This window comes from Rhodococcus opacus B4 (assembly GCF_000010805.1).
Taxonomy (GTDB): domain Bacteria; phylum Actinomycetota; class Actinomycetes; order Mycobacteriales; family Mycobacteriaceae; genus Rhodococcus_F; species Rhodococcus_F opacus_C.
In genome coordinates, this window is record NC_012522.1 from 2,034,317 (window position 1) to 2,052,466 (window position 18,150).

Genomic DNA, 18,150 nt, shown 5'->3' on the forward strand with positions numbered 1-18,150 from the left:
TCACGTCCGGTTCGCGAGATGCAAACCTCTTCTGCAGGTTAGAACGCGGCCACCAGGCTGGCGACCGCCGCTCCCAGTGCCACCACCGTCAGTGTCACCGCGAACAACCACAACTCGTGGGGAGGCGGCATCGGCGCGCCGTCACGCAGGGCCTTCTCGACCTGCGACCACCGCCGCATGCCGACGAGCGCCGCGGCGGCGGCGAGGCCGATCAGGATCAGTCCGAGGGTTGTCCGCACCCACCCGGTGCTGAATTCGGGGACCAGGTGGATCATCGCGATGCCACCGGCCAGGAGTGCGAGTGAACTCCGCATCCAGGCGAGGAAAGTCCGCTCGCTCGCGAGCGTGAAACGTTCGTCGGGCCGGTCGTTGTCGGTCACCGAATCATCTTTACACCGGTTCACCGGAACCGCACCAAGCAGGTACCCCGCGGTCCTAGATTGGAAGGGCAGGCCACAGCCAGGGGGCGTCCATGCGACCGTTCGAAGCTCTGCGATCCACGATCTCACTGCGTGTGCTGGCGGTGATGCTGCTGGTCTTTCCCGCGTGGGCGGCGCTCGGACCGTCGCCTGCCTCGGCGGAGCCGCGCATCACCAGGGTTGACGTCTATTCGGAGTCGATGGGCCGGTGGGTGGCCAACGACGTGATCTCTCCCGCGTCGGGAGGTCCGGCGCCCACCTTCTACCTCCTCACCGGCATCGGCGGCGGCTCGGACGGAATCTCGTGGTTCAACAACACCGGTGTGCGGGACTTCTTCGCCGACAAGCACGTCAACGTGGTAATGCCGATCGGCGGGCAGTACAGCATGTACACCGACTGGGACGCCGACGACCCGGTCCTCGGCAGGAACAAGTGGCAGACGTACCTGACGAGCGAACTTCCCGCCGCCATCGACGGCAGATTCGCGACCACCGGAGCGAACGCCATCGGCGGGGTGTCGATGGCGGGCGGCGCGGTGCTCGACCTCGCGATCCAGGCTCCGGGGTTCTACCGGGCCGTCGGCTCGTACAGTGGTTGCGCCGCGACGAGCGGACTGCTCGGCCAGGCGATGGTGCGGTCGATGGTGGAATTGCGGGGCGGCGGCAACGCGACCAACATGTGGGGCCCTGCGGTGGACCCACGGTGGCGGGTGCACGATCCGATGGTGAACGCCGAACGTCTGCGCGGCACAGAGTTGTTCGTCTCGAGCGGCAACGGGCTTCCGGGCGGCATCGACAACCACGACCCGGTGCTGGTGGTGCCCCAGACGATCGGCGGCAGTGTGGTCGAAATGGTGACCAACGTGTGTGCGGCAGCGTTCCAGTCGCGGTTGCACTCGCTGGGCCTTCCGGCGACGTTCGCGTATCTCTCGCAGGGCACCCATTCGTGGGGGCTGTTCGAGACGGAGCTACGCGAGTCCTGGGCCGTCATCGGCAGAGCGATCGGGGCGTGACCCCAGGGAGTTCTCCAGGATCGGTCCGATCACCGCGAGGGCTTCCGGTGTGGTCATCCGCAGATGGTCGCACTCCACCTTGTTCTCGACGATCAGGCCGGTGATCACGGGCTGCCAGACGCCGGGCGACGGCCGCTCGCCTTCCTCCCCGTCGGCGGCTTGCGCGGCGCTGAAGAACAGCAGGTCGCCGTCGAACACTCGCGGGCGGTATCCGGTGGAGATCTGCTTCGAGTTCTCCAGCCCGGTGCTGATGCGGCCGAGGAGGGTCGACGCGAACGCGGGGTCCCGGCCGAACGAACGTCCGAGCATGTCGAGCAGTTGCTCGCGGTACGACGGGCCTGCGTCGTCGCCGCCCTCGAATTCGACGCCCAGCCCGTGCAGCCATTCCTCGGCGTTCACCTCGAGGTCACCGAAGTCGTCACCCTCCGCGACGTAGCTGTCCATCATTGCGAGGGTGCCGACCTCGGCGCCCGACTCACGCAATTCCACCGCAATCGCCTGGGCGATGACACCGCCGAGTGACCAGCCGATCAGGTGGTACGGCCCCCGCGGCTGGACGGCACGCATCTCGACCACGTACCGGTGGGCGAGTTGTTCCATCGACTCGAACGTCGTTCCGCCGCTGAGGATCGGCAATTGCAGCCCGTACACCGGACGGTCGGGCGAGAGGTGCCTGATCAGTCCGGCGTAGCCCAGCGCGAGTCCGCCCGCCGGGTGCACGCAGAACAGGGCGGGTCGGGAACCGGACGCTCGGAGCGGGACGACGACGTTCAGCACGTCGTCTGCCGGCATGCTTCCGAGCACCGACGGGTCGACGATCCGGCGGGCGAGACCCTCCGGGGTCGGGTTGCGGAAGATCCACTGCAGGACGACGTCGGTGCCGAGCCGGTCGCGGAGCGCGGACGCCACCCGGGTCGCGACGAGCGAGTTGCCGCCCAGTTCGAAGAAGTCGTCGTCGGCGCCGACGCGGTCGATGCCGAGGACGTCGGCGAAGACCTCCGCGACGGCCTCCTCCACCGGGGTGGCGGGTGCCCGGAACTCCCGGGGCGCGAGCACGGGGGCCGGGAGCGCCCGGCGGTCCAGCTTGCCGGTGCGGCCGACGGGCAGCCGATCGAGCACCACCAGCTGGGTGGGCACCATGTACGGCGCGAGGTGTGACCCGGCGTACCGGAGCACCTCCGCGGTGTCGATGCTCGCGCCGGCCTCCGCCGTCACGTATCCCACCAGCCGGTCGCCGATGCCGCTGTGCACGGTGACCGCCGCCCGGCCGACGCCGTCGCAGCGCGACAGCACCGACTCGATCTCACCGAGCTCCACCCGCTGTCCCCGGACCTTCACCTGGAAGTCGTTGCGTCCCACATACTCCAGCCGCCCGATTTCGGTCCATCGCACGAGGTCGCCGGTGCGGTACATCCGGGAGCCCGGTTCGCCGAACGGGTTCGCCACGAAGCACGCACCCGTGAGTGCCGGACGCCGGTGGTAGCCGCGCGCCAGCCCCGGCCCCGCGACGTACAGTTCGCCGATCACCCCTACCGGAACGGGCTGCAGCCAGGTGTTCAACACGATCACGTCGACGCCGCGACCGGGCCCGCCGATATTCACCGGTTCGTCGGGCGACAGCACCTCGCTGATCGTCGTCTGGACCGTGGCCTCGGCCGGGCCGTACCCGTTGAAGACGAAACGCCCCGGGGTCCAGCGGTCCGCCAACTCGGGTGGAAACCGTTCGCCCCCCATCGCGAGTATCCGCAGGGAGGGCAGGTCCTCGGGTCGGAGGGTGTCCAGAATCGTGGGGGTGAAGAAGGCGTGCGACACGCGTTCCACCTCGAGCAGCTCGGCCAGTTCCCGTCCCCCGATAATCGTCGGCGGCACGACCACCAGTGTCGCGCCGACGGCGAAGGCCATCAGAAGTTCGAACAGGGACGCGTCGAAGCTCGGCGACGCCAGGTGCGACACCCGCGCCCCGTGCATCGACGCGAACCGTTCCCGTTCCTCGACAGCGAGATTCGCGATGCCGCCGTGCGTGAGCACGACGCCCTTCGGTGTTCCCGTCGACCCGGACGTGTAGAGCAGGAACGCGGCGTGCTCGACTCTCAGCGGACGCGGACGGTCGGTGTCGGTCACCGCGCCGGGGGAATACCCGTTCGCGGTGTCGGGATCGTCGAGCAGCAGCCACGGCAGCACCCCGGGCAGTCGGTCGCGGTGCGCGGTCACCGTCAGTCCGAGCATCGCACCCGAATCCTCGAGCATGCCGCGGATGCGCGCGGGCGGCAGGGCGGGGTCGACCGGCACGTAGGCCGCCCCCGATTTCGCGACCGCCCACATCGACAGCACCCAGTCGATCGACCGGGGCACACCGATCGCGACGAACGCATCCGGTCCGGCGCCGCGCTCGATCAGCGCCCGGGCCAGCCGGTTCGACCGCTCGTCGAGGTCCCGGTACGACAGCGTGACACCTTCGCAGGACACCGCGGTCGCGCCCGGTGCGAGTGCGGCGCCCGCAGTGAGGACGTCCGGCAGCAGGCGTTCCGCGACCGCGGGGAAGCCGCGCATCGGCACGAGTTCGTCAAGTTCGAGGGCGTCGAGGATCTCGAGGTCGCCGACCCGGATCGACGAATCCGATACAGCGGCATCGAGCATCCGGACGAACCGGTCGGCCAGCCCGGCAACGGTTTCGGCGTCGAAAAGGTCGGTGGCGTAGGCGAAACCGGCGGTAATGCCGGCGGGTGATCCGTCGTCCGTGTACTCCTCTGCCAGCGTCAGCTGCAGGTCGAACCGGGCGATGGTGGCCCCGAGGTCGATGCCGTGCACCTCGACGCCCGGCAGCGAGAGGTCGGGGCGCTCGACGTTCTGGAACTCGAGCAGCACCTGGAACAGCGGTGAGTGCGCCGTGGAGCGGGGCGGATCGAGCGCTTCCACGACCTTCTCGAACGGCACCTCCGCGTGCGCGTATGCACCGAGGTCGACGTCGCGCACCTGGTCGAGCAGGTCGGAGAACCGGTCCGCGTCGGAGACCACGGTTCGCAGGACGACGGTGTTGACGAACATTCCGACGACGTCGTCGAGTGCGGCCTCGCCGCGTCCGGCGACCGGGGTGCCGACGGCGATGTCGCCGGTACCGGACATTCTCGCGAGGAACGCGGCCAGGACGGCGTGCGCGACCATGAACACGGTCGACTGGTGGGTGGACGCCGTCGTCAGCAGCCGGCGATGCAGATCGGCGTCGATCTCGAATCCGACCCTGCTCCCGTCCGGGGTGCGGTGCAGCGACCGCGGGCGGTCGGCGGGCAGATCCAGCGCGGCGGGGAGCCCGGCCAGTGTGCTGCGCCAGTAGTCCAGTTGCCGGGACACCAGCGACTGCGGATCGTCCTCCGAGCCGAGGAGGCGGCGCTGCCAGAGCGCGAAATCGGCGTACTGGACGGTGGTCGGCGGCCAGTCGGGGGCGTGCCCGGCCGCCCGCGCGGTGTACGCCGAGGTCACGTCGCGCGCGAGCGGGACCATCGACACCCCGTCGGCGACGATGTGATGGACCACCACCAGCAGCGTCCGGTCGGTGCCGGACGTCTCGAACACCGCTGCCCGCAACGGAATCTGTTCGGTGACGTCGAATCCCTGCGCGACCGCTGCCGACAGCAGTTCGCGCAGTTCCACCTCGCTCGACACCGCGGTGACGGGCAGGTCCGGCACCGTGTCGGCGGCGGGCAGGATCACCTGGACCGGTTCCTCGCCGGCCATCGGGAACCGGGTGCGGAGGGTCTCGTGGCGTTGCACCACGTCGGACACCGCGGACCGGAGGGCGCCGAGGTCGAGTGCGCCGGTGAGCCGGAACGCCATGGCGATGTTGTATGCGGGCGACGAGGTGTCGAACTGGTTGAGGAACCACATCCGGGTCTGAGCCAGGGACAGAGGAATTCGCTCGGGCCGCGGCGCTGCCCGCAGTTCCGGCCGGTGCGCCGGCGTTCCGGCCTTCGCCGCGCGTTCGGCGAACTCCGCCACGGTCGGCGCCTCGAACAGGGCGTGCACGCCGACATCGATGCCGAGTGCCGCGTCGACGCGGGCGACCACACGGGTTGCGGACAGTGAATCTCCACCCAGCCGGAAGAAGTGGTCTCCGGACCCGACGCGGTCGACGCCGAGGACCTCGCCGAACACGTCGGCGACGACGGCCTCGAACGGGGTGGCCGGCGCCCGGAACACCCGCACCGGGGACTCCGGTGCGGGTAGCGCCGCCCGATCCACCTTCCCCGCCACCGTCACCGGCAACTCCCCCAACACCACCACCACCGACGGCACCATGAACCCCGGCAACACCGACCCCGCAAACTCCACCACCACACCCGGATCCACCACCACCCCCACCTCCGGCACCACATACCCCACCAACCCACCACCCGAACCCACCACCACCACAGCCGCACCCACCCCCGGACACGACACCAACACCGACTCCACCTCCCCCAACTCCACCCGCTGCCCCCGCACCTTCACCTGAAAATCCGCCCGCCCCACAAACACCAAACCCCCCAACCCATCCCACCGCACCAAATCCCCCGTCCGATACAACCGCTCCCCCACCCCAAAAGGACTCGCCACAAACGACACCGCCGTCAACCCCACCAACCCCACATACCCCCGCGCCAACCCCACACCCCCCACATACAACTCCCCCACCACCCCCACCGGAACCGGCCGCAACCACGAATCCAACACCACCACACCAACACCCACCCCCGGCCCACCCACCGACACCACCCCACCCGGCACCAACGCATCACTCACCGTCGCCTGCACCGTCACCTCAGTCGGACCATACGCATCGAACAACTCCCGACCCGGCGCCCACCGCTCCACCAACTCCGGCCCACACACCTCCCCCGCCACCACCAACACCCGCACCGAACCCAACGACCCCTCCACCGAACCCAACACCGACGGCGTCACAAAACAATGCGACACCCCCTCCACCTCCAACCACTCCCCCAACACCGCACCCCCGAACACCCCCGGCGGCGCCACCACCAAACACGCCCCCACCGAGAACGCCATCAACCACTCGTACACCGCCGCATCAAAACCCGGCGACGCCACATGCGACACCCGACACCCCGACCACAACCCAAACCGAACCCGCACCTCCTCAACCAAATTCGCCAACCCCCCATGCGACACCACCACCCCCTTCGGCCGCCCCGACGACCCCGACGTATACATCACATACGCCGCATTCCCCACCCCCAACCGACCCACCCGCTCCCCATCCGACACCACACCACCCGACACCCCCTCCACCACCGACACATCATCAACCCGCAACCACTCCACCACCGACGGCACCACCACCCCCCACACCGACAACCCCACCACCGCACCCGAATCCACCAAAATCTCCCGCACCCGCACCTCCGGCAACCCCACATCCACCGGCACGAACACACCCCCCGACTTCACCACCGCCCACACCGCCACCACCAACTCCACCGACCGCGGCACCACCACCCCCACCACCACCTCCGGACCCACCCCACACCCGATCAACACCCGCGCCAACCGATTCGACCACCCATCCAACTCCCCATACGACAACTCCACACCCCCACACGACACCGCCACCCCACCCCCACCCAACCCCACACCCCCCGCCAAAATCTCCGGCAACAACCGCACCCCCACACCCACACCACCCGACACCAACCCCACACCCGACCCCCACACACCCACCCCACCCAACCGCACACCCGGATCCGACACCATCGCCTCGAGCACCCGGGTGACCCGTCCCGCGACCGAGTCGACGTCAGCCCGGTCGATCAGGTCGGGCCGGTAGTGGAACGTCATGCGCAACTGCGTGTCCACCGAGAAGGCGACGCTCAGCGGGTAGTGCGTGGCGTCGACGCCGCGCACGTCGACTACCCGGATGCCGGCGAGGTCGGTGTCCTCGGTCAGGCCTCCCCGGTCGATCGGGTACGACTCGAAGACGGTCGCGGTGTCGAACCCGATGTCGGTGCCGACCGCGCGCTGGATGTCGGCGAGGCCGAGGTGGTGGTGGTCGAGGAGGGCCGCCTGTTCCGCTTGCGTCCGGTCGAGCAGCCCACCCAGGGTCTCCCGGGGGTCGAGGGCGATGCGGGTGGGCACCGTGTTGACGAACAGGCCGATCATCGACTCCACACCGGGCAGGTGCGCCGACCGCCCGGACACGGTGCTCCCGAACGTCACGTCTTCGCGGGACGTCGCGGCGCCGAGCACGATGCCCCACGCCACCTGCGTCATCGTGTTCAGTGTCGTGTCGCGGTTCCGCGCGAGGGTCGTGAGGCCGGCGGTCAGTTCCTCGGACACGGTGTACCGGGCGCTGTCGGGGGGAGCCGACAGCTGCCGCCCCCGCGCGTCGGGAAACAGCAGTGTCGGACCGTCGATGCCGGCGAGCGCGGTCGCCCAGGCCGCCCGCGATTCGGCCGGGTCCCGGCGGTGCAGCCACCACAGGAAGTCCCGGTAGGGCCGGGGCCGCGGCAATGCCGACGTATCGGCGTCCCCGGCCACGTAGAGCGCGAGCAGTTCGCGGATCGCGAGCGGCATCGACCATCCGTCGAGGAGGGTGTGGTGGTTGGTCCACACGAGCCGCGATTCCCGGCTGCCGGTCGACACGAGCAGGAACCGCACCAGCGGGGCCCCGGAAGGGTCGAACGGCGCCGCCCGGTCGGCGGTGCGGACCCGGTCCAGTTCGGTGGCCCGCGCCGCCGCCGGGAGGCCGCTGAGGTCGAGTTCGCGGAACGGTACGTCGACGGTCGCGGGCACCACCTGCACGAACGTTCCGTCCCGCGCGGGAACGAACGCCACCCGCAGATTCGCGTGCCGCTCCAGGAGCGCCGCCGCGGCCCGGCGCATCCGGTCCGGGTCCACGGCGCCCTTCAGGTGCAGTTCCACCTGCACCGTGTAGGCGTCGATCGACGGTTTCGCGAGGAGGGCGTGGAACAGCAACCCGGCCTGCAGCGGGGTGGGCGGCCACACGTCGGTCAGCGCGCCGAAGCGTTCCTCCCACGTGTCGAGGTCGTCCTGGGTGATGTCGACGAGGGGAACGTCCGAAGGTGTGAGTCCGCCGGCGCTCCCGCTGCGCGCGTGGACCACCAGTGCGGACAATGCCTCCCGCCACCTCGCCGCCAGCCGCTCCACCTCGGCGCGCGCGAGCAGCGTGTCCGGGAACCCGAACCCGACCCGGAGCCGTCCGCCGATGACGATCGCGTTGACCTCGATGGCCGCCGACGCCGGCATGTCCGGGTCCGGGACGTACCGCAGGTCGCCGAATCCGTCGGCCGGGGTCCAGCCGGCCGCGGTGCCGCCGTCGGCCGGATCCGGAACCTGGCCGAGGTAGTTGAAACTGATCTGTCCCGGTTCTGTGACCGGCAGGCGGCCCGTGGTGTCCGGGTTCAGGTACCGGAGCAGTCCGTAGCCGATGCCCATGTCCGGCACGGCCCGGAGATGTTCCTTCACCCGCTTCAGCGCGCTGCCCAGGTCGTGACCACCGGCGAGCGCGTCGTCGAGGTCGACGCCGCGGACGTCGACGCGGACCGGGAAGACCGTCGTGAACCAGCCGACGGTGCGGGACAGGTCGGCGCCCGGCACCACCTGCTGCTCCCGGCCGTGCCCTTCCAATCGGATCAGCATCGACGTTCCCGGGATCCCCCGCTCGGCTCGCCACCTCGACGACGCCACCACCAGCGCCGTCAGCAGAACGTCGAGGGCGCCCCCGTGATACAGGTCCGGCAACCCGGTGAGCAGCACGGACGTGTCGTCGCGGGAGGTCTCGACGCTCACGTCCTGCAGGGCGGTCGCAACGTCCACGCTCGGGTCGAGGGGACGGCCGGTGATCAGCGGGTCGGGTCCCTCGACGACGTTCCGCCACCACCCCAGTTCGGCGGTCCGCTCATTGCGGACGGCTTCCTCCGCGAGCGCGTGCGCCCACCGGCGCATCGACGTCGCCGGTTCCGGGAGGACCGGCACGGTCCCGGCGCCCACCTGAAGCCAGGCGGTCACGAAGTCGGGCAGCAGAATCCGCCACGACACCCCGTCCACCGCGACGTGGTGTGCCACCACGATCAATCGACCCGGGTCGAGCCACACGAACTGGACGACGACCCCGTCGGACGGCCGCAGCCTCTCCACGGCCGCCTGGTGCTCGGCCGCGATCAGCTCTGCCGGTCCGCCGGGACCGGTGGCCGTGTCGACCGTGACATGCCGGAGCAGTGACGCGGCGTCGACGTCGACCGCGGCGCGAGTCTCCATCTGCCACTGCCCGTTCGCGTCCCGGTACAGCCGCGACCGCAGCATGTCGTGGCGGGCGATCACCGCCGTGACGGTCGCGAGGAGCCGGTCGGCGTCGACGCCGTCCGGGAGGTCCAGCAGCACGCTCTGGCTGAATCGCTCGTAGTGTCCACCGCGCTCGATCAGGTACCGGACCACCGGGGTGGGCGGGAAGGTCCCGATTCCGCCGCCCGCGAGTTCGGCGAGGGCGACCGGGGTCTCACGGTCCGCGATCTCCGATTCCGCTGCGAGAGCGGCCACCGTCCGGTGCTCGAACACCTGTTGCGGGGTGAATACCAATCCCCGTGCCTTGGCACGGGACACGAGCCGGATGGACAGGATGCTGTCGCCGCCCAGCGCGAAGAACGACTCGTCGTAGCCGACCTTGTCGACACCGAGTACTTCGGCGAACACGGACGCCAGCGTCGCCTCCGCCGCGGACCGTGGCGCGCGGTCCGGTCCGCGCGGGGCCGTGTCGGGTGCGGGTAGCGCCGCCCGATCCACCTTCCCCGCCACCGTCACCGGCAACTCCCCCAACACCACCACCACCGACGGCACCATGAACCCCGGCAACACCGACCCCGCAAACTCCACCACCACACCCGGATCCACCACCACCCCCACCTCCGGCACCACATACCCCACCAACCCACCACCCGAACCCACCACCACCACAGCCGCACCCACCCCCGGACACGACACCAACACCGACTCCACCTCCCCCAACTCCACCCGCTGCCCCCGCACCTTCACCTGAAAATCCGCCCGCCCCACAAACACCAAACCCCCCAACCCATCCCACCGCACCAAATCCCCCGTCCGATACAACCGCTCCCCCACCCCAAAAGGACTCGCCACAAACGACACCGCCGTCAACCCCACCAACCCCACATACCCCCGCGCCAACCCCACACCCCCCACATACAACTCCCCCACCACCCCCACCGGAACCGGCCGCAACCACGAATCCAACACCACCACACCAACACCCACCCCCGGCCCACCCACCGACACCACCCCACCCGGCACCAACGCATCACTCACCGTCGCCTGCACCGTCACCTCAGTCGGACCATACGCATCGAACAACTCCCGACCCGGCGCCCACCGCTCCACCAACTCCGGCCCACACACCTCCCCCGCCACCACCAACACCCGCACCGAACCCAACGACCCCTCCACCGAACCCAACACCGACGGCGTCACAAAACAATGCGACACCCCCTCCACCTCCAACCACTCCCCCAACACCGCACCCCCGAACACCCCCGGCGGCGCCACCACCAAACACGCCCCCACCGAAAACGCCATCAACCACTCGTACACCGCCGCATCAAAACCCGGCGACGCCACATGCGACACCCGACACCCCGACCACAACCCAAACCGAACCCGCACCTCCTCAACCAAATTCGCCAACCCCCCATGCGACACCACCACCCCCTTCGGCCGCCCCGACGACCCCGACGTATACATCACATACGCCGCATTCCCCACCCCCAACCGACCCACCCGCTCCCCATCCGACACCACACCACCCGACACCCCCTCCACCACCGACACATCATCAACCCGCAACCACTCCACCACCGACGGCACCACCACCCCCCACACCGACAACCCCACCACCGCACCCGAATCCACCAAAATCTCCCGCACCCGCACCTCCGGCAACCCCACATCCACCGGCACGAACACACCCCCCGACTTCACCACCGCCCACACCGCCACCACCAACTCCACCGACCGCGGCACCACCACCCCCACCACCACCTCCGGACCCACCCCACACCCGATCAACACCCGCGCCAACCGATTCGACCACCCATCCAACTCCCCATACGACAACTCCACACCCCCACACGACACCGCCACCCCACCCCCACCCAACCCCACACCCCCCGCCAAAATCTCCGGCAACAACCGCACCCCCACACCCACACCACCCGACACCAACCCCACACCCGACCCCCACACACCCACCCCACCCAACCGCACACCCGGATCCGCTGCTGCGGCGGTGAGGATTCGGGCGAATCCCTCGGCGTCCGCCGGCCCGTGGACGTCGACGACCCACGTGCCGCCCCGGTCCTCCACGTCCACGTCCACGCCGTCGCCCTCGCAGGGCCACCTCTGCGCGACGGCGACGGAACTCTCACCGATGCGCTCGACGCCGAGGGTTTCGCGTATTCCGCCTGTCACCGACCACGCGTCCGCCGCACCGTCTTCGGTGGCGAGAAACCGGTGCCTGCGGGATCTGCGCAGTTGCAGGCCGACGTTCCGGGTCAGTGCGTCGAACGTGAGATTCGGTGTGAGGGTGAGTCGTACGGGTGCGGTGGACCCGCGCTCCCGGTATCCGACCACCACGTCGTCGACACCGGCGCGACTGTGGGCGTATACCGCCAGCGCGGCGAGCAGGACCGCTGCCGGGCCGCCGCCGCTGCGGCGCGCGAGCCGTACGAGGGCGCCGTCGGCGGGAACGGTGACGCGGCGCCGGTTGCCGTCTTCGGGGTCCGGTCCGGGTGGAAACTGTTGTCGCGGTGCTCCGGCCAGCAACTGCTCCCAGTGGCGCCGGTCGTCGGCCCAGGCGTCGCTCTCGCGGTAGCGGGCGTCGGAGGTGAGCGGCACGGTGGGCGGCGCGAACGGCCTTGTGTCCGGCGGCGCGGTCGGGGCCGCCTCCCCCGACTCGTAGGCCTCGGCGGTGCGGCGGACGATCGCCGCCATTCCCGGCTCGTCGTTGACCAGGCGGTGGTAGCGCTGGAACCAGCCGTATCGGCCGTGCGGCAGCCGGAACAGGACGTGCACGTACAGGGGTCCGGTCGCGGGGTCCATCGCGCGGGTCAGTTCCCGGTCGATCCACGTCGCGGCGAGCAGCCCGGGGCCGGTGCCGTCGAGGACGTCGGGACCGGTCACCGCGGCTCCGGCGATCTGACCGGGCTCGGGTCCGTCGAGCACGAAAGTGCTGTGCAGGCCGCGGCATTCGGTCAGCGTCCGGTGCAGTGCGCGGCGGAACCGGTCTTCGTCGAGCGGACTCTCGAGTTCGAGGTACTGGGCGAACGTGTCGTCGGGGAGGTGGGCGCGGAGTACCGCGAGCTGGTCGTAGGTGAGGGGCAGCACCTCACCGGTACTCATGGAATCCCCGTCCGGTCTTGCGTCCCAGGTGGCCGGCCTCGACCAGGGCGACGAGCGTGGCGGGCGGGCGGTAGTGGTCGTCGCCGGTCGACTCGCGCAGCGCGGTCATCGTGTCGCGGACGTTGTCCAGGCCGATCAGGTCGGCGGTCCGCAGCGGTCCCATCGGGTGGCCGAGACAGCCTTCGAACAACGCGTCGGCGGTCTCCGCGTCGGCGATGCCGTCGCCGACGGCGGCGGCCGCCTCGGCGATGCAGAGCATGAGGACCCGGTTCAGCAGGAATCCTGGTCCGTCTCCGACGACGATCCCGGTCTTTCCCAGCGAGGTGAGGAGTGCCAGCGCGCGGTCCAGCGTCTGCGGCGACGTCCGCGGGCCCCGCACCACCTCGACGGTGTCCTTGAGCGGGGCGGGGTTCATGAAATGCAGCCCAACCACCTGTTCCGGCCTGGTGGTGCTCGCGGCGAGCCGGTCGACGGGGATGCCCGACGTGCACGACGCGAGGAGGGTGCCGGGTGCGCACACCCGATCGAGTTCGGCGAAGATCTTCTCCTTGAGGTCGATTCGCTCGGGGACGCATTCGATGACGATGGCGGCGTCGCGCAGATCGGTCAGCTGCCCGGTCCAGCGCACCCGCGCGGTGACCTCGGCGGGTTTCGGACCGTCGGCCCGGCCGAGGAGTATCGCCAGCCGCAGCGAGTCGCGCATCCGGGACCGGGCCCGTTCGACAGCCTGTGGGTCGGGGTCGACGACGATCACGTCATGGCCGGCCTGCGCGAGACATTCGGCCACCCCGGCGCCCATGGTGCCGGCCCCCACCACACCGACGCTCATCGCCTTGCCTTCACTCATCGCGCCGCCTCCGTCGAGAAGCCTGTGTCGTCCTGTTGCACGTACTCCATCGCCACCTCCTGGGTGGGCAGGTCGGGATGAGCCTCGAGTCCGGCGAGCAGCCGCCGGAGGTCGGTGAGCATCGCGGTAGCGGTGCTCCGGTCGAAGAGGTCGGTGGCGTAGTCGAGTTCGAGGGTGAGTGCCGTGGGACCGCGGGTCCACGACAGTCCGAGTTCGACGGGCGACGGGCCGGCCCGATTGTCACCGCCGTCACGCTCCCCGTCGCAGCGCACCGGGAAGTGCTGCACCGCCGAGTCGGCCGCGCGAGGGTCCGCGGACAGCTCCCCGCGTACGGTCTCCACCAGCTCCGGGTAGGTGGGTTCTCCGGACAGGTCCACGGCGACGAGTCGCGGCGGTCTCCCCGGCCCCGCGACGGTGCCCGCCGCCACCTCGTCCTGCGCCGTGTACCAGGCGAGGAGCGTGAGCCAGGCGGCGAGCAGTTCCGGGTGACCCGGCTGCCCGTCGAGCGGCGCCGTCACCCGTGCGGTCGAGTAGCTCGGCGGTTCCGCGCCGGTCGAGGGCTGCCGGGGCCGGTCGGCCGGGACCAGGGGCGGTGCCAACAGCCGCGACTCCGGCGTTGGGGCCGCGTCGGTCAGGAACAAGGAAATGGGTTGTGTGCGAGTCGCTTCCACGACACCGTCGAGGATGCGGACGTACTCGGCGCACAGTGCGGCGGCGGTCTGCTCGGTGAACAGTTCGGTGCTGAACTCGAGCCCGGCCGCCATGCCGTCCTCGCCGCCCCGCTCCGTGGTGACGAGGGTGAGATCGAACTTGGCCGTGCCGGACGGCACCCCGCCGAACGCGATGGCGGCGGGGTCGTCCTGGTCGAACAGCGTCTCGGTGAGTCCGTGCTGCGACTGCAGCGCCGGCAGTTCCTGGTGGACGTGGCAGACGTCGAACAACGGTGTCCGGCTCAGGTCCCGGTCGCCGGTGAGTGCGGTGACGACGCGGTCGAACGGAATCTCCTGGTGTTCGAGCGCACCGAGCACGACGTCGCGCACCCGTGCGCACAGTTCCGAGATGCTCGGCTCGCCGGACAGGTCGGCGCGCAGGGCCACCGTGCTGTTGAAGTACCCGATCATGCCGGACAGTTCCGGCCGGTTGCGTCCGGTGGTCGGTGTGCCGACCACGAGGTCGCGCTGGTGGCTGCGGCTCGCCATGAGGAGGTAGAACGCGGAGAGCAGCACCACGAACAGCGACACGGACTCCCGCCGCGCCACGTCCCGCAGGCTTCGTGTCAGCGTGTCGGAGACGGTGAACGTGTGGAACGCCCCGGTGAAGTTCTTCCGCTCCGGGCGCGGGAAATCGGTGGGAAGCCGCAGCAGCGGGACGTCGTCGAGCACTCGTTTCCAGTATTCGAGTTCGGAGTCGAGCGCGGCGCTCGCGATCAGTTCCCGCTGCCACAGGGCGTAGTCCCAGTACTGGACGGGTAGCGGCGCGAGGTCGGCGGGGCGACCGGCGCGGCGAGCCGCGTACAGGGCGGGCAGTTCCTGCTCGAAGATCCTCGGCGAACCCCCGTCGTTGACGGAGTGGTGGGTGGTGACCTGCAGGACGTGCTCGTCCGGGCCGAGCCTGATGAGCAGTGCCCGCACGAGCGGGTCGGTGGCCAGGTCGAACGGCGCCGACGCGGCCTCGGATACGAGCGCCCGGGCGGCGGCCACCGGATCGTGTTCCCCCGACACGTCGGCGGTGCGGAAGAAGTCGCCGAGAGAGTCGCGGATCCGCAGTTCCGGCTCCCCGTCGACCTCGACGTAGTTGGACAGCAGCACCCGGTGCCGCGCGGCGAGGTCGTCCCACATTCCGCGGACGGCGGATTCGTCGATCGGACCGTGCAGGTCGCTGACCATCGGGAGGTTGTAGATGGTGGTGGGGGCGTCGAGTTGATGATGGAACCACATGCGTACCTGGCCGAACGACATCACGTGCCGTCCCCGGGGTGTGATCGGTGGCAGCCCACCGGCCGCGGACGTGCCGTCCGCGAGGAGCGCGGCGAAGTCCGCCACCTTCGGCCGTTCGTAGAGATCGATGAGTTTGGGCCGGACTCCGTACCGGTCCGACACCCGGTCGACGAGTTGCATGCCGATGAGCGAGTTTCCGCCGAGGTCGAAGTAGTCGTCTTCGGCGTCGACGTCCCTCTCGGTGTGGAGCAGTTCGCGCAGGGTCGCCTGCAGCCAGTCGAGGCTGTCCTCCGGTGCCGCGGGAACCGGCCGCGGGCCCGGTTCCGCCGCAGCACCGTCGGGGGTGCCGCTCCAGTCGGGACGGCCGGGAAGGTCGAACCAGCACCGTGACCCGCGCAGCGGGTGACCGGGAAGGCGTACCCGCCAGGCGGAGTCGTCGCCCGCGTCGACGGCCGCCCAGTCGAGGTCGACGCCACGCTCGTACAGCCCGGCGAGGAGGTCCGTGACCGCGTCGGCCGTGTCCGGCGCACGGAGTATGTCGGCGTCCCGGCTGCCGCGGAGCGCGTCGGCGAGCAGTGCGCCGAGGCGTCCCGCCGGGCTCGGCTCGACGAAGACGACGGGTCCGTCCGCGAGCATCCCCTTCGCGACGGCGACGAGTCGGTCCGTGTCGAATGTGGGGTTCTCGGCCGCGGCCGCGATGTCGGCGGCGTCCACCGCCGACAGCGGATCCCGCAGGTACCGGGCGGCGTAGCGGGACACTCCGCCGCTGAGGACGGCGTCGACGGTGACGCCGGCCGCGCGGAGTTCCCGGTGGACCGCGATCTGCCCGGCGAGGAGGTCCGCCTCGCCGCCGGTGGCGGGAAGCTCCGGCGGCAGGTCGCGGCCGCGCAGCGCGGCAGGCATCCGGTCGGGCGAGAGCAGCAACGCCACGGCGGGACGCGGCCGGGTGGCCGGCGCGGAGTCGTCGTCGCGGGCGCCGAGTTCGGCGGCGCGCACGGCGAGCGACCGCGAGAGTTCGGCAATGCTGCGTGCCTGCACCGCCACCCGGTGGTCGTGGTGCGGGCGGCCGCGGTTGAGGGTGAAGACGACGTCGTCGAGGTCGTGCGCGCGTACTGCCGTCGCCAGTTCGGCGCACAGCGTGGCCAGCGCGCCCGTGCTCTTCGCCGACACCGCGACCAGTCGAGTCGTGCCGTCGTGGGGCCGGGCGCCGGCGGCGCGCTCCGGCGGCTGTTCCACCACGCAGTGCGCGTTGATGCCGCCGAGGCTGAACGAACTCACCCCCGCCCGCCGCGGCCCGGTCGGATCGCTCCACGTCCGGGCAGCGGTGACCACCTCGATGCCGCTGCCGGCCAGATCGACTCCGCCGGTGGGGTGTTCGAAGTGCAGCGACGGGTACAGCTCGCCGTGCTCGACGGCGAGGACCGCCTTCACGAGGCCGGAGACCCCGGCCGCGTGGTCGAGGTGCCCGATGTTCGTCTTCACCGAACCGATCGGCAGGACGCCCGGCCCGTCCCGGAACGCGGCCGCGATGCCCTCGAGTTCGACGGCGTCGCCCAGCGGAGTTCCCGAACCGTGCGCCTCCAGGTACCCGGCATCATCCGGGGTGAGACCCGCATTCTGCCAGGCCCGGGCAATGACGGCCGCCTGCGCCCGGGCGCTCGGGGAGCTGATCGTCGCGGACGAATGGCCGCTGGAGACCGTTGCGGTGCCCCGGATCACGGCGTGGACCGGGAGCCGGTCGGCGCGGGCGCGCGCCATCGTGGTGAGGAGTAGCGCCGCTCCCCCCTCCCCGACCGCGGTGCCGTCCGCGCCGGCATCGAACGCGCGGCACCGCCCGCCCGGTGACATCAGTTCCGCGGAGCCCTCCGCCATGTCGGCCCGGATACCGTTCACCCGCAGGCTCACTCCGCCGGCGATGGCGAAGTCTGCGTCACCCGACCGCAACTCCCGGCAGCCGTGGTGCACCGCGATGAGCGACCCGTTGCATCCCGAATCGACGGCGTAGCACGGTCCGGTGAGGCCGAGGTGGTACGCGATCCGGGCGGGGACGGCGAACGGGACGTTGCCCAGGGTGCTCAGCACACCCGGTTCCGCCCACATCGCCGGATACGTCGACGCGGCGGCGCTGAACACCACCGCCGTCGCGCTGTCCCGGAAATCGCTCACCGAATAGCCGGCGTCCTCGACCGCCTGATACGCGAGTACCAGTGCGAGCCGTTGTTGCGGATCGATCAGAGACGCTTCCCGTTTCGACAGCGTGAAGTAGGAGTAGTCGAACGTGGAGATGTCCTCGACGAAACCCATCGGGTGGTAGTGGGACGGCGGCCCCAGCCCGGTCGCCTCGGCCCGGGACCGCGACAGCGGACGCACCGAATCCCGGCCCGCCGCGAGGTTGGCGCGGAATTCCGCCAGGTTCGCGGCCTCGGGGTAGCGCGCGGCGATACCGACCACGGCGATGTCGTCCTCGCCCGGTGTGGGATGTCGCGCGGTCACGGTTGCCTCCTCCCGGCTGG

At 70.4% G+C, this 18,150-nt stretch carries 5 protein-coding genes; 1 reads left to right on the forward strand and 4 read right to left on the reverse strand.

Annotated elements, in window-relative coordinates; all coding sequences use genetic code 11:
• Nucleotides 1–38 precede the first annotated feature (38 nt).
• Entirely contained in the window at nucleotides 39–380 is a 342-nt protein-coding gene (locus ROP_RS09540) for a YidH family protein (protein WP_043824501.1), read from the reverse strand.
• A 92-nt stretch (nucleotides 381–472) separates the two neighbouring features.
• Here ROP_RS09540 and ROP_RS09545 point away from each other — a divergent pair, with 92 nt between their 5' ends.
• The gene (locus ROP_RS09545) at nucleotides 473–1,432 is read left to right on the forward strand and encodes an alpha/beta hydrolase (protein ID WP_012689123.1); all 960 of its coding nucleotides are present in this window, start codon (nucleotides 473–475) and stop codon (nucleotides 1,430–1,432) included.
• Here ROP_RS09545 and ROP_RS09550 read toward each other — a convergent pair.
• The 3 genes from ROP_RS09550 to ROP_RS09560 are packed head-to-tail and all read right to left on the reverse strand — an operon-like array spanning nucleotide 1,388 to nucleotide 18,130.
• A complete protein-coding gene (locus ROP_RS09550) occupies nucleotides 1,388–12,853 on the reverse strand; it encodes a non-ribosomal peptide synthetase (protein WP_043824503.1) in 11,466 nt (3,821 codons plus the stop codon). The two genes, ROP_RS09545 and ROP_RS09550, sit on opposite strands and share 45 nt — an antisense overlap.
• On the reverse strand, nucleotides 12,840–13,700 hold the full coding sequence (locus tag ROP_RS09555; RefSeq protein ID WP_012689125.1) for a 3-hydroxyacyl-CoA dehydrogenase family protein: 861 nt from the start codon (nucleotides 13,698–13,700) through the stop codon (nucleotides 12,840–12,842). Before ROP_RS09555 ends, ROP_RS09550 begins: the two co-directional genes overlap by 14 nt.
• Complete coding sequence (locus tag ROP_RS09560; protein WP_012689126.1) at nucleotides 13,697–18,130, reverse strand: condensation domain-containing protein; 4,434 nt, start codon at nucleotides 18,128–18,130, stop codon at nucleotides 13,697–13,699. The genes ROP_RS09555 and ROP_RS09560 overlap by 4 nt, the downstream gene beginning before the upstream one ends.
• Nucleotides 18,131–18,150 lie beyond the last annotated feature (20 nt).